General features: G+C 68.6%; 18 protein-coding genes and 1 pseudogene. 7 read left to right on the top strand and 12 right to left on the bottom strand.

Annotation, left to right across the window (positions count from 1 at the left end; translation table 11 throughout):
- Positions 1 to 7: 7 nt before the first annotated feature.
- Positions 8 to 391: a hypothetical protein gene (locus ACSION_RS00820; protein ID WP_435304430.1), complete on the bottom strand. Its 384-nt coding sequence runs from the start codon at positions 389 to 391 to the stop codon at positions 8 to 10.
- A gap of 53 nt (positions 392 to 444) precedes the next feature.
- Complete coding sequence (locus ACSION_RS00815) at positions 445 to 1278, bottom strand: hypothetical protein (protein WP_435304429.1); 834 nt, start codon at positions 1276 to 1278, stop codon at positions 445 to 447.
- A 79-nt stretch (positions 1279 to 1357) separates the two neighbouring features.
- On the opposite strand from ACSION_RS00815, the gene ACSION_RS00810 reads away from it, so the two are divergent.
- Entirely contained in the window at positions 1358 to 2200 is an 843-nt protein-coding gene (locus tag ACSION_RS00810) for an endonuclease/exonuclease/phosphatase family protein (RefSeq protein WP_435304428.1), read from the top strand.
- 171 nt (positions 2201 to 2371) lie between these two features.
- Here the strand turns inward: ACSION_RS00810 and ACSION_RS00805 are convergent, their stop codons facing one another.
- Positions 2372 to 5158 carry a M16 family metallopeptidase gene (locus ACSION_RS00805; protein ID WP_435304427.1) on the bottom strand — a complete coding sequence of 929 codons (2787 nt, stop codon included), beginning with the start codon at positions 5156 to 5158 and terminating at the stop codon, positions 2372 to 2374.
- A gap of 82 nt (positions 5159 to 5240) precedes the next feature.
- Here ACSION_RS00805 and ACSION_RS00800 point away from each other — a divergent pair, with 82 nt between their 5' ends.
- The gene (locus tag ACSION_RS00800) at positions 5241 to 5969 is read left to right on the top strand and encodes a pseudouridine synthase (protein ID WP_435304426.1); all 729 of its coding nucleotides are present in this window, start codon (positions 5241 to 5243) and stop codon (positions 5967 to 5969) included.
- A 3-nt stretch (positions 5970 to 5972) separates the two neighbouring features.
- Here the strand turns inward: ACSION_RS00800 and ACSION_RS00795 are convergent, their stop codons facing one another.
- From ACSION_RS00795 to ACSION_RS00785, 3 genes are all read right to left on the bottom strand, one after another.
- The gene (locus tag ACSION_RS00795; protein WP_093488758.1) at positions 5973 to 6365 is read right to left on the bottom strand and encodes an MAPEG family protein; all 393 of its coding nucleotides are present in this window, start codon (positions 6363 to 6365) and stop codon (positions 5973 to 5975) included.
- Positions 6366 to 6482: 117 nt separating this feature from the next.
- On the bottom strand, positions 6483 to 8186 hold the full coding sequence (locus tag ACSION_RS00790) for a M28 family metallopeptidase (RefSeq protein WP_435304425.1): 1704 nt from the start codon (positions 8184 to 8186) through the stop codon (positions 6483 to 6485).
- A 79-nt stretch (positions 8187 to 8265) separates the two neighbouring features.
- Positions 8266 to 8922, bottom strand: a complete 657-nt coding sequence (locus ACSION_RS00785; RefSeq protein ID WP_435306633.1) for a hypothetical protein — start codon at positions 8920 to 8922, stop codon at positions 8266 to 8268.
- A 138-nt stretch (positions 8923 to 9060) separates the two neighbouring features.
- Here ACSION_RS00785 and gpmI point away from each other — a divergent pair, with 138 nt between their 5' ends.
- The 3 genes and pseudogenes from gpmI to ACSION_RS00770 form a co-directional block, all read left to right on the top strand.
- A complete protein-coding gene (gene gpmI / locus ACSION_RS00780) occupies positions 9061 to 10608 on the top strand; it encodes a 2,3-bisphosphoglycerate-independent phosphoglycerate mutase (protein ID WP_435304424.1) in 1548 nt (515 codons plus the stop codon).
- Entirely contained in the window at positions 10608 to 11864 is a 1257-nt protein-coding gene (locus ACSION_RS00775; RefSeq protein ID WP_435304423.1) for a murein hydrolase activator EnvC family protein, read from the top strand. The genes gpmI and ACSION_RS00775 overlap by 1 nt, the downstream gene beginning before the upstream one ends.
- A 115-nt stretch (positions 11865 to 11979) precedes the next feature.
- Positions 11980 to 13323 (top strand): annotated as a pseudogene (locus ACSION_RS00770) (S41 family peptidase); the annotation flags it as partial.
- A 12-nt stretch (positions 13324 to 13335) separates the two neighbouring features.
- Here ACSION_RS00770 and ACSION_RS00765 read toward each other — a convergent pair.
- The 3 genes from ACSION_RS00765 to ACSION_RS00755 all read right to left on the bottom strand — a co-directional run bounded on the left by ACSION_RS00765 (position 13336) and on the right by ACSION_RS00755 (position 15732).
- Positions 13336 to 14601 carry a cation:proton antiporter gene (locus tag ACSION_RS00765; RefSeq protein ID WP_435304422.1) on the bottom strand — a complete coding sequence of 422 codons (1266 nt, stop codon included), beginning with the start codon at positions 14599 to 14601 and terminating at the stop codon, positions 13336 to 13338.
- A gap of 93 nt (positions 14602 to 14694) precedes the next feature.
- Positions 14695 to 15015, bottom strand: a complete 321-nt coding sequence (locus ACSION_RS00760) for a DUF1820 family protein (RefSeq protein WP_435304421.1) — start codon at positions 15013 to 15015, stop codon at positions 14695 to 14697.
- 24 nt (positions 15016 to 15039) lie between these two features.
- A complete protein-coding gene (locus ACSION_RS00755; RefSeq protein ID WP_093488742.1) occupies positions 15040 to 15732 on the bottom strand; it encodes a rhomboid family intramembrane serine protease in 693 nt (230 codons plus the stop codon).
- A 224-nt stretch (positions 15733 to 15956) separates the two neighbouring features.
- Here ACSION_RS00755 and ACSION_RS00750 point away from each other — a divergent pair, with 224 nt between their 5' ends.
- Positions 15957 to 17339: an OmpP1/FadL family transporter gene (locus tag ACSION_RS00750; protein WP_435304420.1), complete on the top strand. Its 1383-nt coding sequence runs from the start codon at positions 15957 to 15959 to the stop codon at positions 17337 to 17339.
- A gap of 61 nt (positions 17340 to 17400) precedes the next feature.
- On the opposite strand, the gene ACSION_RS00745 is transcribed toward ACSION_RS00750, so the two are convergent.
- The 3 genes from ACSION_RS00745 to putA all read right to left on the bottom strand — a co-directional run bounded on the left by ACSION_RS00745 (position 17401) and on the right by putA (position 22984).
- Entirely contained in the window at positions 17401 to 18351 is a 951-nt protein-coding gene (locus ACSION_RS00745) for an SMP-30/gluconolactonase/LRE family protein (RefSeq protein ID WP_435304419.1), read from the bottom strand.
- Between the two features lie 13 nt (positions 18352 to 18364).
- Positions 18365 to 19525 carry a diguanylate cyclase domain-containing protein gene (locus ACSION_RS00740; RefSeq protein WP_435304418.1) on the bottom strand — a complete coding sequence of 387 codons (1161 nt, stop codon included), beginning with the start codon at positions 19523 to 19525 and terminating at the stop codon, positions 18365 to 18367.
- A gap of 243 nt (positions 19526 to 19768) precedes the next feature.
- Positions 19769 to 22984, bottom strand: coding sequence for a bifunctional proline dehydrogenase/L-glutamate gamma-semialdehyde dehydrogenase PutA (gene putA, locus ACSION_RS00735; protein WP_435304417.1), 3216 nt, complete (start codon positions 22982 to 22984; stop codon positions 19769 to 19771).
- A gap of 251 nt (positions 22985 to 23235) precedes the next feature.
- Here putA and ACSION_RS00730 point away from each other — a divergent pair, with 251 nt between their 5' ends.
- Positions 23236 to 23712, top strand: a complete 477-nt coding sequence (locus ACSION_RS00730) for a DUF2244 domain-containing protein (protein ID WP_435304416.1) — start codon at positions 23236 to 23238, stop codon at positions 23710 to 23712.
- Positions 23713 to 23716: the final 4 nt, after the last annotated feature.

Below are 23716 nucleotides of genomic sequence, written 5' to 3'. Positions count from 1 at the left end.
CGCGCGATCAGGCGCGCCGCCGTCCCCACGCCAGCCACCAGCCCAGCCACACCTGCAGCGGCAGCGTCAGCAGGCAGGCGAGGGTGAACCAGCGCGGGAAGTCGTCCCACGCCATCACCGTTACATACAGGTCCAGCACCAGGTACAGCGCGAACAACACCCACGCGTGCGCGGTCTTCGCCACGGCCGCCACGCCGACCATCAGCGCGCTGCCGGCGACACCGGCCAGGAACACCCACAGCAGGTCGTAGCCCAGTCGCGCATCACCGCCGCGCGGCAGGCCCAACAGCGCCGCAAGTTCGCCGCCGGCCAGGTTCACCACCGGCACCGCGATGATCGCGAGTGCCAGCGCAAGGAGGCTGCGTACCGTGGTGGTCGCGCGCGACGCCACGGGCTAGCGGACCGCCACCGGCGCGCACTGCGGCAGCGGTACTGGCCCGCACATCATTTATTTCCGCCTCCCCGGCGGTTCATCAATGCAATGCGGCCGTTCTCGATCTTCCAGCCGCCCTGGGACGTACCCACGTACATCGGCTTGCGCGCCCACGCGCTCCAGAACACATGCACTTCGGTGGGGACCGGGTCCATCAGATGCGTGATCATGATCGCGACGGCATCCCGCGGGTTCTCCAGCACGATGCAGGAGCGGGTGAATCCGCGCTGGCCAACGACCTTCTCGCCGGTCGCGTCCAGATCCAGGCGATAGCTGCCGCCGATGGGCACGACGCCATGTTGCGTCGTCCCAGGCAGCAGGTAGGCGATCCATCCGCCTCCCTCGCGGTCGTCGCGAAGCACCACGCTGTTGTAGGTCTTCGAACACGGCTCGAACTTCGCCGTGGCGGCGGTGGCCCGCGCCCGTGCGGCGCCCAGTTCGTACGACGACAATGCGGCAGGTTCTTCCAGGGCTTCTACCTCACCGGTGACGCGACCATCGCTCGCCACGGTGGCACGGTATCTCGCACGTGGGATCGACTCGCTGCTCAGAAACGTCACCACGATCCCTTCATCGCGCTGCTCGGTGATCCAGCCGGCCAGCTGTCCGCGCTTGCCGTCCTGCCGGAAGGCCTTGAGCTTCATCACGGCATCCGTCGCAACGGCAGCGGCCTGGTCGTGCAGGTAGATCGCCCGACCCGTCGCCTCCGCGTCGAGGATCGCTTGCGCGACCTGTGCGTCGCCGAGAGCCGCAGGCGCGTCCTCCTGCGCGTGTGCGAACGGCACCACCATGAAGGCGGCCAACCACCATGCACCCCGGACGGCGATGCGCTTCATTCCCAGCATGATGGAACTCCCCAATCCCCGATTGAGCGCGACGTTACCGCAGTTCCTATACTGGCGCGAGTCGACTCCAGGCAACGCCATGAACCGCTTCCTGCGCTTCTTTCTGATCGCCATCCTGGCGTGCGCCACCGGGACGCCGGCGCTCGCCGCCGACGCGCCGCTGCGCGTCATGAGCTTCAACATCCGCCTGCCGGCCGAGAGCGACGGCGTGGATTACTGGGAAACCCGCAAGCCGCTCGCGGTAGCGATGCTGCGCGAGCAGGCGCCGGACGTGATCGGCCTGCAGGAACTGGTGAAGTCGCAGGCCGACTACCTGGCGCGCGAACTGCCGGCGTACGCGTGGTTCGGCCGCGGCCGCAACGCCGATGGCGGCGGCGAGCACATGGGCGTGTTCTATCGGAAGGACCGGCTGAAGGTGGTCGAGTCCGGCGACTTCTGGTTGTCGGATACGCCCGATGTGCCGGGGAGCATCACCTGGAACCATCTGTATCCGCGCATGGTGACGTGGGCGCTGTTCGAACAGCGCAGTAACGGCAAGCGCTTCTACCTGTTCAACACCCACCTGCCGTACCGCGAGCAGGACGAAGCGGCACGCATCAAGGGCGTGCAGGCCATCGCGCAACGCCTGGGCACCCTGCCGGCCGGCGTGCCGATCGTGCTGACCGGCGACTTCAACACCGCGCCCGATACCGAGGTGCACGCCGTGCTCGCCCGCACGCTGCAGGACGCCTGGACCACCGCGCCGCGCGTCGAGGGCAGCGACGCCACGTTCCACGCGTTCACCGGCACGCCGGACCGCCGCATCGACTGGATCTTCGTCCGCGGCGTGCAGCTGGAATCGATCACCTCGGTGACCACGCGCTGGAACCACCGCTATCCGTCCGATCACTTCCCGCTGGTGGCGACACTGCGGTTGCCGTAAGCCTGCGCCGACTCGCGACACCTCGCGGGCGACGCTCGATGTGAGAACGATGGAGCGCTGAATCCCATCGATGGCCCGCAGCGTCACGCGCAGTGCTTCAAGTGACGTATGACACGGGCCTGGAAACAAGAACGGCCCCTTGCGGGGCCGTTCCGTGTCACTTGATGTGGCTTACTTCGTGGGCGCCGCCGCGGGGGCGGCCGTCGCCTTCTTGGCGAAGTCGCCCGCCAGGAACACGCTCAGCGCGTCCGGCTTGAAGTGCGCGCGGATCGCAGCGTTCACCTGGTCGACCGTCAGCGCGGCGTACTTCGCGTCCAGGTCGGCGGTGAACTGCATGGTGCGGCCGTAGAACAGCTGGTCGCTCAGCATGCCCGCGACGGTGCCGTCCTCGGCGCGCGCCTGCTGGCGCTCGGTCAGCGTGCCGGCCACGGCGTCCTTCAGTTCCTCGGCGGTGATGCCGTCCTTGACCAGCTTGGCCAGCTCTTCGCGCACCATCGCTTCCACCTTCGCCATGTTCTCCGGTGCGGCGATGGCCTGGATGCTGAAGCTGCCCGCGTTGTCCTTGCCGGTCAGGCTGTCGTCGGCGCGCACGCCGCTGGAGACGCCGTAGCTCAGGCCTTCCTGCTGGCGGATGCGATCGCCCAGGCGCGACTTCAGCGCGCCGCCACCGAAGATGCGGTTGGCAACCACCAGCGCCGGGTAGTCGGCATCGGTGACCTTCAACGGCAGGTTGTGGCGGGCCAGCAGCACCGCGTTGGGCTTGTCCGGCGTTTCGAAGCGCGCCTGCTTCGCCGCCACGTCGGTGTACTGCGTGGCGATCGAGCCGTAGGGCCTGCCCGACGTCCAGCCCACGAACAGCTGTTCCAGCTGCGCGCGCACGGCCGCGGGGTCGAAGTCGCCGACGATGGCGATCTCGCCGTTGGCGGTGCCGTAGAAGTCGCGATGGAACGCGCGCACGTCGGCCAGCTTCAGCGCCTTCAGTTCGGTCAGCGATTCGTCCAGCGTGCGGGCGTGCAGCGGGTGGCCGGCCGGCCACGGATCGAAGTACATCGCCAGCGCGCGGCCGGCGATGGCGCCGGGCTCGAAGCGCGAGGCTTCCATGCCGGTGACGGCCTGCGTGCGCAGCTGTTCGAACTCGCTGTCCGGGAACGTCGGGTTGCGCAGCACGTCGGCGGCCAGCGCCAGCGCGTCGGCCAGGTGTTCGCGCCGCGTCTGCAGGCCGATGCTCGCGCCTTGCAGGCTGCCGCCCACGCTGCCCTGGGTCTTCAGCTGCTCCAGGCGCTGGTCGATCTGCTCGCGCGTCATCGTCTTGCTGCCGCGCATCAGCATCGCACCGGCGATGCCGGCCGCGCCTTCGCGACCCTTCAGCGCGGCCTCGTCGGCGAAGCGGAAGTTCGCATCGACGATGACGGTGCCGCCGCGGGTCTTCTTCGGCAGCAGCGACACCTTCAAGCCGCTGCCGAGGGTGAAGGTCTGCGTGCGCGCATCGATGTTCTTCGGCGAGGGATCGAACACTTCGCCCGCCGTCACCGCGGCGCGCCCGGTGTAGCCGTCCACCAGGGTGGCCACCGCCGGCGCGGCCGGGATCTCCACGCGATCCGGCGTGGGCGTGGGCACGAAGCGGCCGAGGGTGCGGTTGCTGGATTTCAGGTAGGCCGCGGCGACGCGGTTGACGTCGGCGACGGTGACCTTTTCCACCGCATCGCGGCTGGTGAACAGCAGGCGCCAGTCGCCGGCGGACTGGAACTCCGACAGGCCCATGCCCACCGCGTTGACGTCGGTGAAGTAGAGCTCGTACGCATTGCCGATGCGCTGCTTGGCTTCATCGACTTCCTGCTGGGTGATCGGGCGCGCGGCAAGCTGTTCGACCTGCTTCAGCAGTTCGGCCTCGGCCTTGGCGGGGTCGCCGTCGTTGGGCACCACCGCGATGGCGGTGAGCAGGCCCGGGTCGCGCATGGATTCGCCGTTGGCACCGGCGGCCGCGGCCAGCTTGGCCTCGACCAGCGCCTTGTGCAGGCGGCCGCCGGGCGTGTGGCCCAGTACGTTGGCCAGCACGCTGAGCGGCGCGCTGTCCGGATGCGCGAGCGCGGGCGTGTGATAGGACGCGGCGACCAGCTGCAGGTTGCCGACGCGGCGCACGGTGACTTCGCGCTCGCCGTCCTGTGCGGGTTCGATGGTGTAGAAACGCGGCAGCACGCGCGCGGGTTTCTTCACCGGGCCGAAGTGGCGCGCCACGCGTGCGAGCACGTCGGCGCTGTCGATGCGGCCGGCGACCACCAGGGTGGCGTTGTCCGGCTGGTACCACTGGCGGTAGAACGCCTGCAGCTTGTCGATCGGCACGCCTTCCACGTCGCTGCGCGCGCCGATGGTCGTGTTGCCGTAGTTGTGCCACAGGAAGGCGGTGGAGCGGATCCGCTGGAACAGCACCGCGGCGGGATTGTTCTCGCCGGCTTCCAGTTCATTGCGGACCACGGTCATCTCGCTGTCGAGGTCCTTCTTGGCGACGTTCGAGTGGACCATGCGGTCGGCTTCCATCTTCAACACCCACTCCAGGGTGTCGGTGTTGGCCGGGAAGGAGGCGAAGTAGTTGGTGCGGTCCAGGCCGGTGGTCGCGTTGAAGTCGATGCCGCGCTTCTTCATCTCGCCGCTGATGTCCGCCTGCGTGGGCGTGCCCTTGAACAGCAGGTGCTCCAGCAGGTGGGCCATGCCGGTCTCGCCGTAGTTCTCGTGCACTGACCCCACGCCGTAGACCAGGTTCACGGTGACGGTGGGCTTGGTGTCGTCGGGGAACAGCAGCACGCGCAGGCCGTTGGACAGCGTGTACTCGCTGATGCCCTCGATGCTGGGGCCGGCGGCGACGCCCTTCGGCAGCGCGGCGGCGGCATCGGCCCAGGCCGGCTGGCCCAGGGCGAGCGTCACGGCCAGGCCGAGTGCGACAATGAAACGGGGTGACTTCATCCTCAATCCTCCTTCGGGGCCGCGTGCGTCCATCGCGTGCGGCGAACCCCGAGTTTCGCAGATTTGGAAGGCACGCAGATTCATGGAATACGCTGAAACGAAGCCGGACGATGGCGCAGTGCCCGTGCTGTACGCGGATGCGCAGATCGCAGTGGTCAACAAACCCGCGGGCGTGATGGCGCACGACAGCAAGCTCGCCGGCGGCGAGACGGACTTCGTCGCCGACCGACTGCGCGCGCAGTTCGGCAAGCCGATCTTCCTGATCCATCGGCTCGATCGCGCGACCAGCGGCTGCCTGCTGGTGGCGTTCGACCGCGAGAGCGCCTCGACGCTCGGCAAGGTGCTGATGTCGCGCGAGGTCGAGAAGGATTACCTGGCCGTGTGCCGCGGCTGGCCGGAACCCGATTTCACCGTCGACCATCCGCTGGATGGCGGCCCGGGCAAGCCGGAGAAGAAGCCGTCGGTGACGCGCTTCGTGCGCCTGGCGACGGGCGAACTCCCGTTGCCTTCCGTCGGCTTCGAGACCTCGCGCTATGCGCTGCTGCGCTGCCAGCCGGAGACCGGCCGCTTCCGCCAGATCCGCCGGCACCTGAAGCACGCGTTCCATCACCTCATCGGCGATACCAGCCATGGCGATGGTCGCCACAACCGCAACTTCCGCATGCAGGGCGTGCATCGCATGCTGTTGCACGCGGTGCGGTTGTCGTTCCCGCATCCGCTGACCGGCGCGCGCATCGAGGCGGTGGCGCCGCTGGATGCGGAGTTCCGCAAGGCCTTCGCGCTGTTCGGCTGGGAAGAGGACCTGCGCTGAGGGTCACGCCACCCGCATCGCCGCCAGCACCATCAGCGCCACGGCGCACAGCATGCCGATCAGCCAGATGAAGCTGCGCAGCGACTGCTTATCGGCCAGGTAGAACACGCCGTGCAGCACGCGCGCCACCACGAAGGCGATGGCCAGCGGCGTGATGGTGTCCGCCGGCACGCCGGCCAGCTGTGCCATCAGCACGCCGGCGACGAAGGCGGGGAAGGCCTCGAATCCGTTGAGGTGCGCGGCGTTGGCGCGCTGCACCTTGTAGTTGCCTTCCTGCTTGGCGATCCAACCCCGCGGATTGCGGTTGTTGTAGCGCTCGCCCGATCGCTTGGCGATGAAGACCCACAGGTACGGCAGCAGCGCGGTGACCAGGATGCACCAGTAAGCGATCGACATGACGTTTCCCTCCCGAGGATGCCGCAGCGTAGTGGCAGGCGAGGGCGGGCGTCCATGGGCGCGGCAAAGAAAACGGCGCCTCGCGGCGCCGTCTTCGACTTGCAGGAACCGCGCGGCTTACTTCGCCGCGGGCGCCGCCGGACGCATCTTGTCGCGAGCGGCCTTGAAGGGGTTGCCTTCGTACCAGTTCGGCCAGGTGTCGGCCACGGCCAGGTCCTTGCCGACGCCGTACAGCGCCTGCAGGTCCTGCACCACGCCATCCAGCTTCCAGCCTTCGTGCATCTCGTCGCTGGCCTGGTGGTAGCGCTTGGCGTATTCCTCGCTCGCCGCCTTGCCGGCCTCGACGCCGCCTTCCAGCAGGTCGTTGCCGCCCTTGGCGTACAACGCCGGCACGCCGGCCTTGGCGAAGTTGAAGTGGTCGCTGCGGAAGTAATAGCCGCCGGCCGGGTTGCCTTCCTCGGTGAGCACGCGGCCCTGCTGGTCGGCGTAGACCTTCAGCATGTCCTCCAGCTCGGAGTTGCCCTTGCCGGTGACGACGAAGTCGCGCGACTTGCCGCCCACGCTCATCGCATCGAGGTTGATCACGCCGGCGATCTTCTCCAGCGGGAAGGTCGGGTGCGCGACGTAGTACTTGGAACCCAGCAGGCCGGATTCTTCCAGCGTCACCGCCACGAACACCACCGAACGCGCCGGCTTGGGCTCCTGGTGGGCGAACGCCTCGGCGATCTCCAGGATGCCGGCCACGCCGGTCGCGTTGTCGACCGCACCGTTGTAGATGTTGTCGCCTTCCTCACCCTCGTGTTTGCCCAGGTGGTCCCAGTGCGCCATGTACAGCACGGCTTCGTCGGGCTTGCTGCTGCCCGGCAGCACGCCGATCACGTTGCGCGAGGTCTTCTCGGTGATGCTGCTGGTCAGCGTGGCCGTGGCCTTGGCCTTCAGCGACACCGGCTTGAAGCCACGCTTGCCGGCGCTGGCGTAGGCCGCGTCGAGATCGAGGCCGGCATCGGCGAACAGCTGCTTCGCGGCGTCCGCGCTCAGCCAGCCCTGCAGCGGGATGCGCTTCTCCGGATCGTCCTTCGCCGGCAGGTCGTACTGCGGGCCGGCCCAGGAGTTCTTCACCACGTCCCAGCCGTAGCTGGCGCCGGCGGTGTCGTGCACGATCAGCGCGGCGGCGGCGCCCTTGCGCGCGGCTTCCTCGAACTTGTACGTCCAGCGGCCGTAGTAGGTCATGCGGTTGCCGCCGAACAGCGTCTCGTCCTTGCTGTGGAAGCCCGGGTCGTTGACGAACATCACCACGGTCTTGCCGGTCCAGTCCTGGCCCGCGTAGTCGTTCCACTTCTGCTCCGGCGCGTCGACGCCGTAACCGACGAAGACCAGGTCGCTGGCATCCAGCTTCACTTCGGTCTGGCCGGTGCGCGTGCCGATCACGAAGTCGGTGCCGAACTTCAGCGCGTGCTCGCCCTTGGCGGTGGCCAGGGTCAGCGTGGTGGCCGCTTCGTTGGCGGTGGTTTCCACCATCGGCACGTCCTGGAAATAGCTGCCGTTGTTGCCCGGCTGCAGGCCGATGCGCTTCATCTGCGCTTCGAGGTAGGCGACGGTTTTCTCTTCGCCGACCGAACCGGGGCCGCGGCCTTCGAACTCGTCCGAGGACAGCGTCTTCACCAGGTCGGAGAAATCACCCTCGGTGATGTCGGCGGTGAAGGCGTGCGCCGCGACGGGCGGGGTGGCGGCCTCGGGCGCGGGCGCCGGGGCTTCGGATTCGCGCTTGCACGCGGCCAGTGCGGCCGTGGCGGCAAGCACCAGCATCAACTTGCGGGACATCGGGATTCCTCAACGAAAGGAATCCCGATTCTAGCCTCATGGCCGCGGGCCGGCCTGTGCCGTGCCCCGCGGTTCGCGCTTACTCGGCCGGCGCGGTGTCGGTGCTGAACGGCTTGGCGGTCGCGCCGGTCACCGCACCGATCTTGGCGCTGGTGTGCACGTACAGCGTGACCGGGCGTTCGAACACCAGCGGGCCGTCGACGATGGCGTTGGGGCCGATGATGACGCGCGGGTCGCGCTTGACGTTCAGGCGGATGCCCTGCGGCTTCTCCACCTTGATGCCGCCCTTCACGTGCGAGCCGACGCCGACGGTGATGTCGCCGTTGACGGTTTCGATGCCGCCGGCCAGCTGGGTGGCGACCAGGCCGATCGCGCCGTTGACGGTTTCGATGCGGCCGCCGACCACGGTGCCGCGGTCGGTGAAGATGCTGCCGTTGACGGTTTCCACGTCCTTGCGGACCTGGACGTCCTTGCCGACGCGGATCGAACCGTTGACGGTTTCCAGCGAATCCACGCGCGCCTTGTCGCCCACGTTGATGCTGCCGTTGACGGTGCTGGCGTCTTCGGCGGTGGCGCCGTCGGCGACGCGGATGGAGCCGTTGACGGTGTCGAGGTCGCCATAGGCCTGGCCGGCCTCGGCGGTGATGCTGCCGTTGACCTTGGAGATTTCCTGTTGGGCCAGCGCAGGCGTGGTGGCCAGGGCCAGGGTCAGCAGCAGGGCGGTGCGGGGACGGATCATGGGTTGCCTCTCGGGTGGTCTCGTATCGGTCTGATGCACCGGCGCGCCCGGGGGTTTAAACGCCGCCGCGCCGGAGTGGATGGCACCACGCTTCGCTACAATCGTCACCTGCCTGAAGTCACTGGAATCTCCCCCGTGTCCGCATCTGCCCCGTCCGTGAAGCGCCCCAAGCCCGTCGTATTGTTGATCCTGGATGGCTGGGGGCACCGTGAAGATCCCGCCGACAACGCGCTGGCGCAGGCCGATCTGCCGAACTGGCGCCGCCTGCTGGCCACCGCGCCGCACACGTTGATCCATACCGAAGGCCGCCATGTCGGCCTGCCGGACGGTCAGATGGGCAATTCGGAAGTGGGCCACATGAACCTGGGCGCGGGCCGCATCGTCTACCAGGACCTGACCCGGATCGACGCCGCGATCGAGGATGGCAGCTTCTTCACCAATGCCGAACTGGTCGCCGCGTGCGACGCGGCCAAGGCCGACGGCAAGACCCTGCACGTGTTCGGCCTGCTGTCGCCGGGTGGCGTGCACAGCCATGAACTGCACATCTTCGCGATGCTCGAACTGGCCAAGCGCCAGGGCGTGCCGCGGGTGGCGGTGCACGCTTTCCTCGATGGCCGCGACACGCCGCCGAAGTCGGCCGAGCCCAGCCTGCGTGCGCTCCAGGACCTGTGCACGAAGCTCGGCAATGCGCACATCGCCTCGGTCAGCGGGCGCTACTACGCGATGGACCGCGACAAGCGCTGGGACCGCGTGCGGCTGGCGTGGGATGCGATGGTCGATGCGAAGAGCGAGCACCATGCCGCCAGCGGCGTCGCCGCGCTGGAAGCCGCGTATGCGCGCGGCGAGAACGACGAGTTCGTGCTGCCCACCGTCATCGACGGCGCAACGCCGATGGCCGATGGCGATGCGGTGGTGTTCATGAATTTCCGCGCCGACCGCGCGCGCCAGCTGACCGCGGCGTTCGTGTCGCCGGCGTTCGACGGCTTCGAGCGGCGCGTGCCGGCCCTGGCGCGTTACGTCTGCCTGACCGAGTACGACGCCAAGCTGCCGGCGCCGGTGGCATTCGCGCCGGACGACCTGCGCGAGACCTTCGGCGAGCTGCTGGCCGAGCACGGCCTCACCCAGCTGCGCATCGCCGAGACCGAGAAGTACGCGCACGTGACGTTCTTCTTCAGCGGCGGCCGCGAAGACATGTTCGCTGGCGAGGAACGCATCCTGGTGCCGAGCCCGAAGGTCGCGACCTACGACCTGCAGCCGGAAATGAGCTGCCCCGAACTGACCGAGAAGCTGGTGGCGGCGATCGGCTCGGGCCGCTTCGACGCGATCATCTGCAACATCGCCAATCCCGACATGGTCGGCCACAGCGGCGACCTGCAGGCCGCGATCCTGGCGGCGCAGGCAGTGGACAAGGCGATCGGCGAGGTCGACGCCGCGGTGCGCGCCGCCGGTGGCGCGATGATCATCACCGCCGACCACGGCAACCTTGAAATGATGCGCGACCCCGCCACGGGACAACCGCACACCGCGCACACCGTGGGCCCTGTGCCGCTGGTGTATGTCGGCGAGCACGCGGCCACGCTGCGCAGCGGCGGTGCCCTGCGCGACGTTGCCCCCACGCTGCTGGCCCTGCTGGGCCTGCCGCAACCGGCCGACATGAGCGGCCGCAGCCTGATCGTCGGCTGATGGCGCATTCCTGGCGCGTCGCGCTGTCCGCCGCCGTGCTGGCGGTGGTCGCGGCCGCGTCCGCGCCGGCACAGACGTCGCGCGAGACCGAGCGCAAGCTCGAGCGCGTGCGCAGCGAACTGAAATCGATCGCGCAGGAACGCCGCAAGCTGGAAGGCGAACGTGGTGCGGCCTCGCGCCAGTTGCGCGACGCCGATGAAAAGGTCGGCCGCACGTCCCGCTCGCTCGCCGACACCGAAGCCGCGATGCGCAAGGAAGCCGCCGCCCTGGCCGAGCTGCAACAGCGGCGCGACACGCTGACGGCGCAACGCGACCGCCAGCGCGGGCAGCTGACCGACCTGGTCCGCGCGGCTTACCAGCAGGGCGAAGACGCGCCGTTGAAGGTGCTGCTGTCGCAGGATCGCGTGGCCGACGCCAACCGCTTGTTGGCGTACCACCGCTACGTGCAGCGCGACCAGACGCGCCGGATCGATACGCTGACCACCGACTTGGCATCGCTCGACGAAGTGGAGCGCGAGATCGCCGCACGCAGTGCGGAACTCGATGCCGCGCGCACACGTCAACGCGGCGAAGTCGCGCAGCTGGAAAAGGATCGCAAGACCCGCGCAAGCCTGGTCGCCGACCTCGACGAGCGCTTCCAGGACCGTGCGGCGAAAGAGAAGGCGCTGGGCCAGGATGCGCGTTCGCTGGAAACGCTGTTGAAGAACCTGCGCGCCGCGGCCGCCCGTGCGGAGGCCGAACGCCGTGCCGCTGCGCGCCGCGCCGCGGCCGAAGCCGCTGCGGCGAAGAAGCGCGAGAACGCCGGCAGCGGCGCCCGCGCGGCGCGCGACAACACGCCTGCACGGCCCGTCGTGGCGTCGGCACCGCCGTTGAAGGTCGGTGGCCTGGGGTGGCCCGTGTCCGGCAGCCTGCTGGCGCGCTATGGCGGACGCATGCCCGACGGGCGCACCAGCACCGGCGTGCTGATCGGCGCGCCGGCCGGCACGACCGTCACCGCGGTGGCCGACGGCACCGTCGTGTTCTCCGAGTGGATGACTGGCTACGGCCTGATCCTGATCCTCGACCACGGCAACGGCTACATGAGCCTGTACGCGCACAACGACAGCCTGCTGAAGGACAGCGGCGACCGGGTGAAGCGCGGCGATGCGGTGGCCCGCGTGGGCACCTCGGGCGGACAGGGACAGGCGGCGCTGTACTTCGAATTGCGGCGCAATGGCCAACCGGTCGATCCGGCATCGTGGCTGCAGCGGCGATGAACGCCGCCGGCCGCCGTAACCCGGCTTGAACATCCGGCCGGCACGGGTTCACGCATAATCGGGTGAACTTCGCGCCCGGCGTGGAGTCCCTAGAAGCCTCTCCCGGAGTTTCCGCATGCTGCAGCGTCTTCCCCTGGCCCTCCTGACCGTTGCATTGCTCGCGGCGTTGCCCGCGTCGGCGCAACAGCAGGCGCCGCAGGCGGACGGGCCGCCGGTGGTCGCGCCCAGCGACGACCCGGATGCCGCCGAGAACGCGCCGTCGAAAGTGCCGCTGGAGGAGATCCGCCGCTACGTCGCCGTGTTCAATGCGGTGAAGGAAGCGTACGTGGAACCGGTGGAAGACAAGAAGCTGATGCAGTCCGCCATCCGCGGGCTGCTGCTCGACCTCGATCCGCACAGTACCTATTTCGACAAGCAGGATTCCGACGCGTTCGACGAGCAGGCCAGCGGCGCCTACGAAGGCATCGGCGTGGAACTGCAGCAGCAAGCCGACCGCACCCTGCTGGTGGTGTCGCCGATCGACGACACGCCGGCGGCGAAGGCCGGCATCAAGTCCGGCGACGTCATCACCGCCATCGACGGCAAGCCGATCAGCGCCGACGACGGCATGGAGCCGCTGCGTGGCGCGCCCGGCAGCAAGATCACCCTGACCATCGTTCGCGACGGCACGCCCAAGCCGTTCGACGTCACCCTCGTGCGCGACACGATCCGGGTGACCAGCGTGCGCGGCCGGTTGCTCGAACCCGGCTATGGCTATGTGCGCATCAGTGCATTCCAGACTGACACCGCTGCCGATTTCCAGAAGCAGCTGGACACGCTGCAGGCGAAGGGCCCGCTGCGCGGGCTGGTGCTCGACCTGCGCAGCAATCCCGGCGGCTTGTTGCTCGCCGCCGTGCAGGTGGCCGACGAACTGCTGGAGAAGGGCAACATCGTCAGTACGCGTGGGCGCTTGTCGATCAGCGATTCCAAGTTCGATGCCACGCCGGGCGACCGCCTTTCCGGCGCACCCATCGTCGTGCTGGTGGATGCGGGCTCGGCCAGTGCGTCGGAAGTGCTCGCCGGCGCACTGCGCGACAACGATCGCGCACGCGTGGTCGGCAGCCGCACGTTCGGCAAGGGCTCGGTGCAGACGGTGTTGCCGTTGGACAACGGCGATTCGGTCAAGCTGACCACCGCGCGCTATTACACGCCCAGCGGCAAATCGATCCAGGCCAGCGGCATCGTCCCCGACGTGGTCGTCAAGCCGGAAGGCGGCACGCCCGATGCCATCGTCGGCCAGGACGGCCAGCTGTACATCACCGAGGCCACGCTGCCGGGCCACCTGCGTGGCGACGACGAAGGCCAGGCCGGTTACACGCCGGGCGATGTGCTCGATGGCGAGGCGCCGATCAAGGCCGCGCTGGTGGAGCTCAAGAAGATCGCCGTGACCGCGCGCGCGAAGCCTGCGACGACTTCGCGCTGACCCGTCGCGTCAACCGGCCGATGCGCCCGGCGCGGGTGCCGCCGAGGCGTTGCGGTCGCGCATGATGCGATTGAACAGCGGCGTGGCCATCAGCGTGGTCAGGATCGCCATGATCACCAGGATGGTGAACAGGCCGGGCTTGATGATGCCGGCCTGCAGGCCGATGTTGATGATGATGAGTTCCATCAGGCCGCGCGCGTTCATCAGGGCGCCGATCGCCTTGGCATCGCGCGGCGATTCGCCCGACAACCGTGCCGCGGCCCAGCAGGCGATCGCCTTGCCGCCGAACGAGGCGAGCAGGATCGCGATGGCGGGCACCAGGATCGCGGGGTCGAGCAGCACGGAGAGCTGGGTCTTCAAGCCGGAATAGGTGAAGAACAGCGGCAGCAGGACGACCACCACCATGCCTTGCAGGCGCTCGCGCAGGCGCTCGGTCAGCGCGCCGCGCGGCAGGCAGATGCCGAGGATGAAGCCGCCGAACACCGCGTGGATGCCGATCGCATCCATCGCCCACGCGCAGAGGAAGAACGCCGCCATCACCCAGGCGAATACCGGCGTGGGCAACGGGCCTTCCGCCGGAACCTGCGCGGCCAACGGTGCGAGCAGCCGGCGCCCGGCCAACAGCATGAAGGCGACGTACGCGATGCCGCCCCCGATCGCCAGCCACGCCTGGTTCCAACTGCCGCCGAAGCTCGCCAGCACGATCGCGAGGATGCACCACGCCGCCGCATCGTCCATCGCGCCCGCGGTGAGCGCCAGCGTGCCGAGCGGCGTGCCGGCCAGGCCGCGCTCGTGGATGATGCGCGCCAGCATCGGGAACGCGGTGATCGCGATGGCGGCGCCGAGGAAGAGGGCGACTTCGAGGAAGCGTGCGTTGTCGGCGAACAGGCCCGGTGCATCCTGCAGCCACGGCGCCAGCGCGAACGCCAGCACGAACGGTACCGCGATGCCGGCCCACGACACCGCCATCGCGCTGCGATAGCGCGTGCGGATGTGGTCGGCCTGGAACTCCGTGCCCACCAGGAACATGTACATGCCCACGCCGACTTGGCCGCCGACGTACAGCATGTCCAGAGTGTCCTTCGGAAAGAGGGCGGCCTGCGCATCCGGCAGCACCGCGCCGAACAAGGAAGGCCCCAGCATGACGCCGGCGATCATCTCGCCCACCACTTGCGGCTGGCCGATGCGCTGGGCGAGTTTCCCGACGAGACGGCAGGCCAGGATGATCAGGCCCGCCTGCAGGAAGAAATAGACCGACAACTGTGAGGTGGACATCCCGGCGCCCTATGCGTGACGCGCCATCATAGAGGCGATCGCGCGTGCGCTCGCGGGGTCAAATCGGACGCCGGCAGGCGGGCGCGACGGGGCTCAGCGCGGCTTGGCCGGCATCGGGAACGGCGTCACGACCTTCTCGCCGGTGGCCGCATCGCGGATGGCGGACTGGCCTTTCCGTTCGACTTCTTCCACCCGGATGATGCTCTGCATCGGCAGGTGCAGCACGCGCGTGCCGCCGAATTCGTCGCGCAGGCGCTCTTCGGTGGGATCGACCACCAGTCCCTCGTGCACGTCGAATACCAGCTCCGACACTTCGGTAAAGCCCCACAGGCCGCTGGCCGCCACCTTGCGTGCGTACAGTTCGTAGACCTTGGTGTGGTTGTGGAAGGTGATCTTGTAGAGCGTGGTCTTCATGGGGTCGATTATAGGCGTCGCCGCTCAGTAACCCTGCCGCTTGCGCATGCGCCGGGCGATCGCGGCACGCACGAACAGCGCGAACACCACGCCGAAGAGGAAGCCGGCGATATGCGCCGGCCACGCCACGGTGCCGAACGTGGGGCCGGTGTAGGCGAACACCACCTGCAACAGCGCCCACACGCCGATCAGCACGGAGGCGGGCGCTTTCACCACTTCCCAGAACAGACCCAGCGGCACCACCACGCCGAGCTGGGCGGTGGGGAACAGGGCGAGGTAAGCCCCGATCACCGCCGACACCGCACCGCTGGCGCCGATCACCACGCGGTCAGGCGCATCGATGCTGAGCACCGCGGCCACGTTGGCCACGGCGCCACCGATGAGGAACAGCAGCAGGAAGCGCCACGCCCCCATCGCCCGTTCCGCGGGCAGTCCGAAGATCAGCAGGAACACCAGGTTGCCCGCCAGATGGGCCCAGTCGGCGTGCAGGAACAGTGCCGTGAACAGGCGCAGCACGGTGCCGCGTTGCAATGACGCCAGCCAGACCTCGGGCGCGACCATGCCGCCGGTGAGCGCCCCCCATTCGGTCCGGAGGTGACCCTGTGCGGCGCCCCCCTGCAGCCACGCCCAGACGAAGGCGGCCAGCAGCACGATGGCCAGCGCAGGCGTGGCCCAGCGGACCGACGGTTTCTGGCGGGACGGTATGGAAACGAACATGCGCGGGCACTGTACCGGCTGCCCCCTCCGCTGCCCATGGTGCGACGCAACGAAACTGAATAGGGGCAAGCACTTACGGTGGATTGTTAGTGTTTGGTTAGCGGGTATACTGCATACGGCGTCGTATGTCGGGAGGGGCTTCCGGCAGGCTGAAAAGGTGGACCACACACCACGGCCTTCGACGACGCAGACGACTATTACCCACGTCTCCGGAGAGAACACTGATGGAATTTGCTAAGAACCTCACCCGCGTGTCCGCGCTGGCCCTCGGCATCACCGCCGCGCTGGCCTACGGCGACGTGCATGCCGCCGCCTTCCAGTTGAAGGAAAACAGCGTCAAGGCCCAGGGTCGTGCGATGGCCGGTGCGGCCTCCGCCAAGGGCGACGCCTCGGTCGTGGTCAACAACCCGGCCGTCATGTCCACCTTCACCGAGCGCACCCTGCAGGCCGACGTCACCGCGATCGACCTGTCCTACGAATTCACCGGCAGCGGCACCGCCGCCACCGGCACCCCGTTCCAGCAGCCGCTGACCGGCGGCAACGGTGGCGACGCCGGTGACGTGGCCGCCGTGCCGGCCGCGTCCTTCATCCTGCCGCTGAGCGGCGATTTCGAGTACCTGACCATCGGCGCCATGATCAGCGCGCCGTTCGGCCTGAAGACCGAGTACGACAACGGCTGGAAGGGTCGCTACCACGCGCTCGAATCGGACGTGAAGATCGTCGACCTGACCCTGGCGGCTTCGCTGGAGTTGAGCGATCGCTTCTCGATCGGCGCCGGCCTGATCTACGAACACGCCGACGTGACCCTGTCGCAGGCTGTCGACTTCGGCACCATCATCTGCAGCCAGAACCCGACCGCCTGCCTCACGCCCGGCTCGCCCTACGGCCCGCAGCGCAACGACGGCCTGGCCCACGTCAACGGTACCGACAATGGCATCGGCTGGATCTTCGGCGTGAACTGGCGCCCGACCGACAAGCTGTCGCTGGGTTACTCGCACCGCTCGGAGATCGACCACGAACTGGAAGGCCAGGGCGACTTCACCGTGCCGGCCAACGTGCGTACCGCGTTCGATGCCAACCCGCTGACCCGTCCGCTGTTCCTGGACGGCGGCGCACTGGCCAAGCTGACCACGCCCACCGTGGACACCTTCAGCGCCACGTACTACGCCACCGACCGCTTCACCGTGATGGCCGAAGCCAGCCGCACCGACTGGACCTCGCTGCAGGAAATCCGCATTGAGTTCGACAATCCGGGCCAGCCGGATTCGGCCGAAGAGTACAACTGGGGCGAGAACTGGTTCTACTCGGTGGGCGGCGAATACAAGTTCAGCGACGCGTTCACCTTCCGCGCCGGCGTGGCGCGCGACGACTCCCCCGTGAGCCGTCCGTACCGCACCCCGCGCCTGCCCGACCAGGACCGCATGTGGTATTCGCTGGGCCTGACCTGGGCGCTGTCCGAGCACTTCGAGCTCAACGCCAGCTACGTCAAGATCGACATCGTCGATACGCCGGAAGTCGACCTGACCACCAGCACGCGCGCGCGTCTGGTCGGCGAATTCGACGGCGGCGCCGACCTGTACGGCGTGTCGATGCAGTACAAGTTCTGATCGCCTCGCGCATCAGTCCGATGAAAAACCCCGCTTCGGCGGGGTTTTTCTTTTCAGGCCCTCAGTACGGCAGGCCGGCGACGTCCAGATCGATCGACCACAAGCTCGCCGCGCCGGTGAGGAAGAGGGTGCGACGATCGGCGCCGCCGAACGCGGCATTGGTGATGTTGGCGTCGACGCGGATGGTCGCCAGCACCTCGCCCGTGGGCGAAAACACGCGCACGCGTCGCTCGCCGTGCTCGGTGACGTAGATGTTGCCCAGGCAATCCACGGCTAGCCCGTCCCCGCCGAAGATGCGGGCCAGGTCGCGACCCGGGGCGGGTCCGCCGTCGACCACCGGATACGCGCGTAGCACGTCGCCATCGGTGGCGCCGCCCGCCACGTAGAGCGTGCGGCCGTCCGGCGACAACGCGATGCCGTTGGGATTGCGCAATGCGTCGTCAACGACCGTGGTGGTGCCGTTGCGGTGGCGATAGACGCGGGTCAGTGGCTGTCCGCCGGGCGCCGCCTTGCGCTGGTAGTCCGGGTCGGTGAAATAAAGCGTGCCGTCGGCCGCCATCACCAGGTCGTTCGGGGAGTTGAATGGCTCGCCATCGAACGTCGAGACGAGCGCCGTGCGCGTCCCATGCTCAAGGTCCACGCGGGCGACCTGCTTGCGGTCGTGGGTCGCGGCGATGAGCGAACCTTCCCGATCGAGCGCCAGGCCATTGCTACCGCTGTCCTGCAGCACGGTTTCCCACCGGTCGGGCGGCGTGAAGCGCCGGATGCGCGAAGGAAACGTGCCGTTGTGGACGAAGTCCGACAGATAGAGCGCGCCATCGCGCCACACCGGGCCTTCGTAAAGGCGGTCCTGCGCATCGCCGGGCGTCGCGACCGACACGCGTGCAGCGGTCAGCGCGCCGCGCGGCGCGGTGCCCGGGTCCGCGGGGCACGCGGCATGCTGCGCCGATGCGTTTGCGGTGATCGTCCCGCACAGCGCGAGCAGGGCAAGGGTGAGGCGGTGCAGCGGCATGGCGGTCCTCCGGTCAGGCAGGATGCCAGCGTACCTCGATCCGATTGCGTCCCTTGTGCTTGGCGGCGTAAAGCGCCTCGTCGGCAAGCCGCATCAGCGTGTCGTACTGCGCGTGCCGGTCCGCCGTGAAGGAGATGCCCAGGCTGACGGTGACCCGGAAAGCCGCGCCGATCGGCGAGAACTCCAGCGCCATGACCTGTTGGCGGATGCGCTCGGCCAGCGCATGCGCCGTTTCCGCGTGCGTATCGCGCAGCACCAGCATGAACTCCTCGCCACCGAGGCGGGCGAACAGATCGTCGTTGCGGATGCAGCCGCGTACCACGTCGGAGAAGCGCTGCAGTACCAGGTCGCCTGCCTCGTGTCCGTGGTCGTCGTTGACCGCCTTGAAGTGGTCCAGGTCCAGTGCGATCACCGCAAGCCCGTGTTCGGCAGCGTGCCAGGCACCGCGCGCTTCCAGCTCGTTGTCCAGGCCGCGGCGGTTCAATGCGCCGGTCAGCGGGTCGAAGAGCGCGCCGCGCCGCAGGGGTTCGGCGGCACGGAAGCTGGCGAGCATCAGCATGCAGAAATTGAGCAGGTACCAGATCGAGAGATCCAGGTTCACCCAGATCGGATTGGGCCCGTACGTTCCGGTCAATGCGGCCAGCAGGTCGCTGCCGTAGAGCCACAGCAGCATCAGGCTGCCGGCGATCATCAGGCGCGCAGGCACATGGTCCGGCGCGCGGCGCAGCACCAGCAGGTGCCGGATCATCACGGCAAGCACGATCACCTCGGTGGCGCTCATCGCCGCGCCCTGCGCATCCACCGTGCCGCGCAGCACCCAGCCGGCCAGCGAGAAGCCGATGCAGACCGGCAGCAGCGCCCGCTCCCACAGCGCGAGCGGCCGCTGCTGCACGAACTGGATGATCGACCAGGCCAGGCCGACCAGGCCGGCGCACGCCAGCAAACCGCCGACGCCGGCCGTCCAGTGCGCGAGCGTGTCGTTGCCCGCGAGCACAAGTTCCTGCGCGGTGCCGTCGAGCATCGCGGCACCCAGCGAGTAGAGGAAGTGCGCCACGCCCCAGGTGGCGATGCCGCGCACGCCGCGCGAGACGCGCCCCACGTACAGGAAAAGCGCCAGCAGCACGGCCGCCAGCGCACAGTCGGTCAACAGCAGGTTGTAGAAATCGGTCGTCATGCAGTGGGGCCGTGATGGCCGTGGAGCTCCCTGTCTTGGGCTAAACGCAGGATGCGCCGCGATCCGGCAGCGCAGCGCAGCCGATGCCCGTCCGCATGGGGCGAAGGTTCAGCGATGGCATCGCGCGCAGCCACAGCTTCGCCCCATCGGCGCACATGATTCAGTGCGGTTGGTCATGGCGCAAAAAAAAAGCCCCGCCGGAGCGGGGCTTGGAGAGCAGCGGCGGGCCGGTCCGCGAACGGATCAGTCGCCGAGGGTCAGCAGCGAGGCGTTGCCGCCGGCTGCCGTGGTGTTGACCGTCACCGTCTTCTCGGTGGCGAAGCGCGGCAGGTAGTGCGGGCCGCCGGCCTTCGGGCCCGTGCCCGACAGGCCCTGGCCGCCGAACGGCTGCACGCCGACCACGGCGCCGATCTGGTTGCGGTTGACGTAGACGTTGCCCACCTTCACCCGCGCGGCGATGCGGTCGATGGTCTCGTCGATGCGCGAATGCACGCCCAGGGTCAGTCCGTAGCCGGTGGCATTGATCTGGTCGATCACGGCGTCCAGCTGGTCGGCTTTCCAGCGCACCACGTGCAGCGCCGGCCCGAAGATTTCCTTGTGCAGTTGGTCGAGCGACTTCAGCTCCCACGCGCGCGGCGCGAAGAACGTGCCGTGCGCGGTATCGTCGCCCGCGTTCGCCTGCTTGATCAGGCGCGCTTCGCCCGCCATGCGCACGGCGTGGTCGTCGAGGATCTTCAGCGCGTCGGCATCGATCACCGGGCCGACGTCGGTCGACAGCAAGCCCGGATCGCCGATCTTCAATTCGTCCATCGCACCGGCGAGCATGGTCATGACCTTGTCGGCGATGTCGTCCTGCACGAACAGCACGCGCGCGGCCGAGCAGCGCTGGCCGGCGGAGGTGAAGGCCGAGCCCATCGCGTCCTTCACCAGCTGCTCCGGCAGCGCGGACGAGTCGGCGATGAAGGCGTTCTGGCCGCCGGTCTCGGCGATCAGCGTGGCGATCGGGCCGGCGTCGCGGCCAGCCAGCGCGCGGTTGATCGCGCGCGCGGTGTCGGTGGAGCCGGTGAACGCGACACCGGCCACGCGCGGGTCTTTCGTCAGCGCAGCGCCGACCGTGGCGCCGTCGCCGGGCAGGAACTGCAGCACCGCCTCGGGAATGCCGGCCTCGTGCAGCAACTTCACCGCCGCGTGGCCGATCAGGTTGGTCTGTTCGGCCGGCTTGGCGATCACGCTGTTGCCGGCGGCGAGCGCGGCGCTGACCTGGCCCAGGAAGATTGCCAGCGGGAAGTTCCACGGGCTGATGCAGACGAACACGCCGCGACCCTGCAGCTGCAACTGGTTGGATTCGCCGGTCGGGCCGGGCAGCTGTTCCGGCGCACCGAACTGCGCGCGCGCCTGCGCGGCGTAGTAGCGCAGGAAGTCGACCGCTTCGCGCACTTCGGCGACACCGTCGGGGATGGTCTTGCCCGCTTCCTTCACGCAGAGCGCGATGTACTCGGGCAGGCGCTGTTCCAGCAGGTTGGCGGCGTGCTCGAGGATCGCAGCGCGGCTGGCGGCCGGCGTGCGGTCCCAGGCCGGCTGCGCGGCTACCGCGTTCGCCAACGCCTTCTCGACAGCGGCGCTGTCGGCGGGCTGCCATTCGCCGACGGCCTGGCGGCGGTCGGCCGGATTGGTCACCGGCAGCGCGGCGCTGGCCACGACGGCGCCCGGCACCAACGGCGCCGCGCGCCACGGCCTGACCGCCGCGTTGATGCGCTCGGCCAGCGCGCGCAGGTCGTTGTCGTTGGCGAGGTTGGCGCCCATGGAGTTGTTCCTGTCAGAAGAGGCGATGGGAGCCGGCTGGCTCCGGAAAAGATCGACCGGCAGCGGGATGCGCGGATGCGGGATGGAATCGAATTCGGACACCGTCTGCACCGGGTCGCGCACGAGGTCCTCGATGGCGACGTTCTCGTCGGTGATGCGGTTGACGAAGCTGCTGTTGGCGCCGTTCTCGAGCAGGCGGCGCACCAGGTACGGCAGCAGGTCCTCGTGGGAGCCGACCGGCGCGTAGACGCGGCACGGCGTGTCGAGACGGTGCTTCGGCACCACTTCGGCGTACAGGTCGTCGCCCATGCCGTGCAGCTTCTGGTGTTCGTACGGCCGGCCCTGCGCGATCGAGCGGATGGCGGCGATCGTCTGCGCGTTGTGGGTGGCGAACATCGGGTACAGCGCGTCGCCGTGGTCGAGCATGCGGCGGGCGTTGGCCAGGTAGGACACGTCGGTGTTCGGCTTGCGGGTGAACACCGGGTAGCCCGGATGGCCATCGATCTGCGCGCGCTTGATCTCGGCATCCCAGTACGCGCCCTTCACCAGGCGCACCGGCATGCGGCGACCGGCGCGGCGGGCGAGGTCGGCGAGGAAGTCGATCACGTAAGGCGTGCGCTTCTGGTAGGCCTGCACGGCCAGTCCGTAACCCTCCCAGCCGGCCAGCGAGGCGTCGGAGAAGGTCGCCTCGATGAGGTCCAGCGATAGCTCCAGGCGGTCGGCCTCTTCGGCATCGATGGTGAAGCCGATGCCGTACGACTTGGCCAGCTGCGCCAGTTCGAGGATCGCCGGCGCGAGCTCGCGCATCACCCGCGCGCGCTTGGCATGTTCGTAGCGCGGGTGCAGCGCGGACAGCTTGATCGAGATGCTGGGTGCGGCGAGCACGTCCGCGAACGGACCGGTGCGGCCGATCGCATGGATCGCCTGGCGGTAGGCTTCCAGATAGCGGGCGGCGTCCTTCGTGGTCAGCGCGCCCTCGCCCAGCATGTCGAACGAATAGCGGTAGTCGGCGTTGTCGCCCTTGCGGCTGCGCGACAGCGCTTCGTCGATGGTGCGGCCCATGACGAACTGGTGCCCCATGATCCGCATGGCCTGGCGCACCGCTAGCCGGATGACCGGCTCGCCCACGCGGCCGACCAGACGCTTGAAGGCGCCCGGCACGTCGGCGCGGGTCAGGTCGTTCAGGTTGACCAGCTTGCCGGTCAGCATCAGGCCCCAGGTGGAGGCGTTCACCAGCACCGAGTCGCTCTGGCCCAGATGCTTTTCCCAGTCGGCGTCGCCCAGCTTGTCGCGGATCAGCTTGTCGGCGGTCTCCTGGTCCGGAATGCGCAGCAGCGCTTCGGCCACGCACATCAGCAGCACGCCTTCCTCGCTGCCGAGGTCGTACTGGCGCATGAAGGCCTCGATCGCCCCCTGGTCCTGGGCGCGGGCGCGGACCCGCTTCACGAGGTCCGCGGCCAGTTGCTGGGCCTGGGCCTGCTCGGCGGCCGGCAAGCGGGCCTGCTCCAGCAGTTCACGGACGTGTTCGGTCTCGTCGCGCAACCAGGCGGCCGTGATCGCGGCGCGCAGGGCCGGCGGCGAGGCGGGGAGTTCGGGGGCGACGATGCCGCCGGTCGGCGGGGCGGCTGGCGAGGGGAGCGGTGACGGGGTCGACATGACGGCAGGGCAGTCCAAAGGCAGTCCACTAGTTTAGGGCTGCGCGCGCGGCCCGGATATGCCCGGCGTGCCCGTCCTGAACCGGCGCGCGCCCCGTAGTGACGCGGGTCGCGGAACGTCGCTTCCGACGTGCGGCGAGGCGCGTGCGACGGGGCCGGGCGCCTTGTCCTGGATCAATGAAACTTGCCGCAAAGTGTGTCGGGAGCTACCATTTAACGGTTTTCCGCAGCCTCAACCGTGTGGCGGACGACATGATCGAAGTGGTGCCGTCAGCGTGGGACGGACACGGCGCGTGGCTACGGCTACGGCCGCCGAGGGCGCTGTCGCGCCGCCAGTTCGTGATGTTGTTCGCGGCACTGTCGGGTGCGATGTGGATCGTCGCCATGCTGGGCTGGTGGGGAGGCAATGCCTTCGCGCCGGCCTTTGCATTGCTCCATTCGGCCATCGTGGCCACGGCGCTGCGCGCGCTGTGGCGCAGTGGCGAACGGAGCGAGGACATCCATATCGGGCCGGATGCCGTGGAGGTGAGTACCTCCCGGTCCGGGGCGGTGTTCCGGGCACACCCGTACTGGGTACGCCTGAGCATCGAGCGGGAAGGCGAAAGGATTTCGCTGGCATCCAGTGGGAGGCAGGTCCAGGTCGGCGACTTCCTGGGACCGGCCGAACGCCGGGAGCTGGCGGACACGTTGCAGGATTTACTGGCGGCCGCGAGTGGCCGCAACCGATGACGCA

The organism is Pseudoxanthomonas sp. LjRoot125 (genome assembly GCF_964252705.1).
Lineage (GTDB): Bacteria > Pseudomonadota > Gammaproteobacteria > Xanthomonadales > Xanthomonadaceae > Pseudoxanthomonas_A.
This window is presented reverse-complemented; position numbering and strand designations above follow the sequence as displayed.

Excerpts from the sequence above, each read along its gene's own strand:
- ACSION_RS00810 (WP_435304428.1), top strand. The coding sequence starts at position 1,358 with ATGAACCGCTTCCTGCGCTTCTTTCTGATCGCCATCCTGGCGTGCGCC.
- ACSION_RS00765 (WP_435304422.1), bottom strand. The coding sequence starts at position 14,601 with ATGTCCACCTCACAGTTGTCGGTCTATTTCTTCCTGCAGGCGGGCCTG.
- ACSION_RS00740 (WP_435304418.1), bottom strand. The coding sequence starts at position 19,525 with ATGACGACCGATTTCTACAACCTGCTGTTGACCGACTGTGCGCTGGCG.
- ACSION_RS00750 (WP_435304420.1), top strand. The coding sequence starts at position 15,957 with ATGGAATTTGCTAAGAACCTCACCCGCGTGTCCGCGCTGGCCCTCGGC.
- ACSION_RS00795 (WP_093488758.1), bottom strand. The coding sequence starts at position 6,365 with ATGTCGATCGCTTACTGGTGCATCCTGGTCACCGCGCTGCTGCCGTAC.
- ACSION_RS00730 (WP_435304416.1), top strand. The coding sequence starts at position 23,236 with ATGATCGAAGTGGTGCCGTCAGCGTGGGACGGACACGGCGCGTGGCTA.
- ACSION_RS00745 (WP_435304419.1), bottom strand. The coding sequence starts at position 18,351 with ATGCCGCTGCACCGCCTCACCCTTGCCCTGCTCGCGCTGTGCGGGACG.
- ACSION_RS00760 (WP_435304421.1), bottom strand. The coding sequence starts at position 15,015 with ATGAAGACCACGCTCTACAAGATCACCTTCCACAACCACACCAAGGTC.
- putA (WP_435304417.1), bottom strand. The coding sequence starts at position 22,984 with ATGTCGACCCCGTCACCGCTCCCCTCGCCAGCCGCCCCGCCGACCGGC.
- ACSION_RS00815 (WP_435304429.1), bottom strand. The coding sequence starts at position 1,278 with ATGCTGGGAATGAAGCGCATCGCCGTCCGGGGTGCATGGTGGTTGGCC.
- ACSION_RS00775 (WP_435304423.1), top strand. The coding sequence starts at position 10,608 with ATGGCGCATTCCTGGCGCGTCGCGCTGTCCGCCGCCGTGCTGGCGGTG.
- ACSION_RS00790 (WP_435304425.1), bottom strand. The coding sequence starts at position 8,186 with ATGTCCCGCAAGTTGATGCTGGTGCTTGCCGCCACGGCCGCACTGGCC.
- ACSION_RS00755 (WP_093488742.1), bottom strand. The coding sequence starts at position 15,732 with ATGTTCGTTTCCATACCGTCCCGCCAGAAACCGTCGGTCCGCTGGGCC.
- ACSION_RS00805 (WP_435304427.1), bottom strand. The coding sequence starts at position 5,158 with ATGAAGTCACCCCGTTTCATTGTCGCACTCGGCCTGGCCGTGACGCTC.
- ACSION_RS00800 (WP_435304426.1), top strand. The coding sequence starts at position 5,241 with ATGGAATACGCTGAAACGAAGCCGGACGATGGCGCAGTGCCCGTGCTG.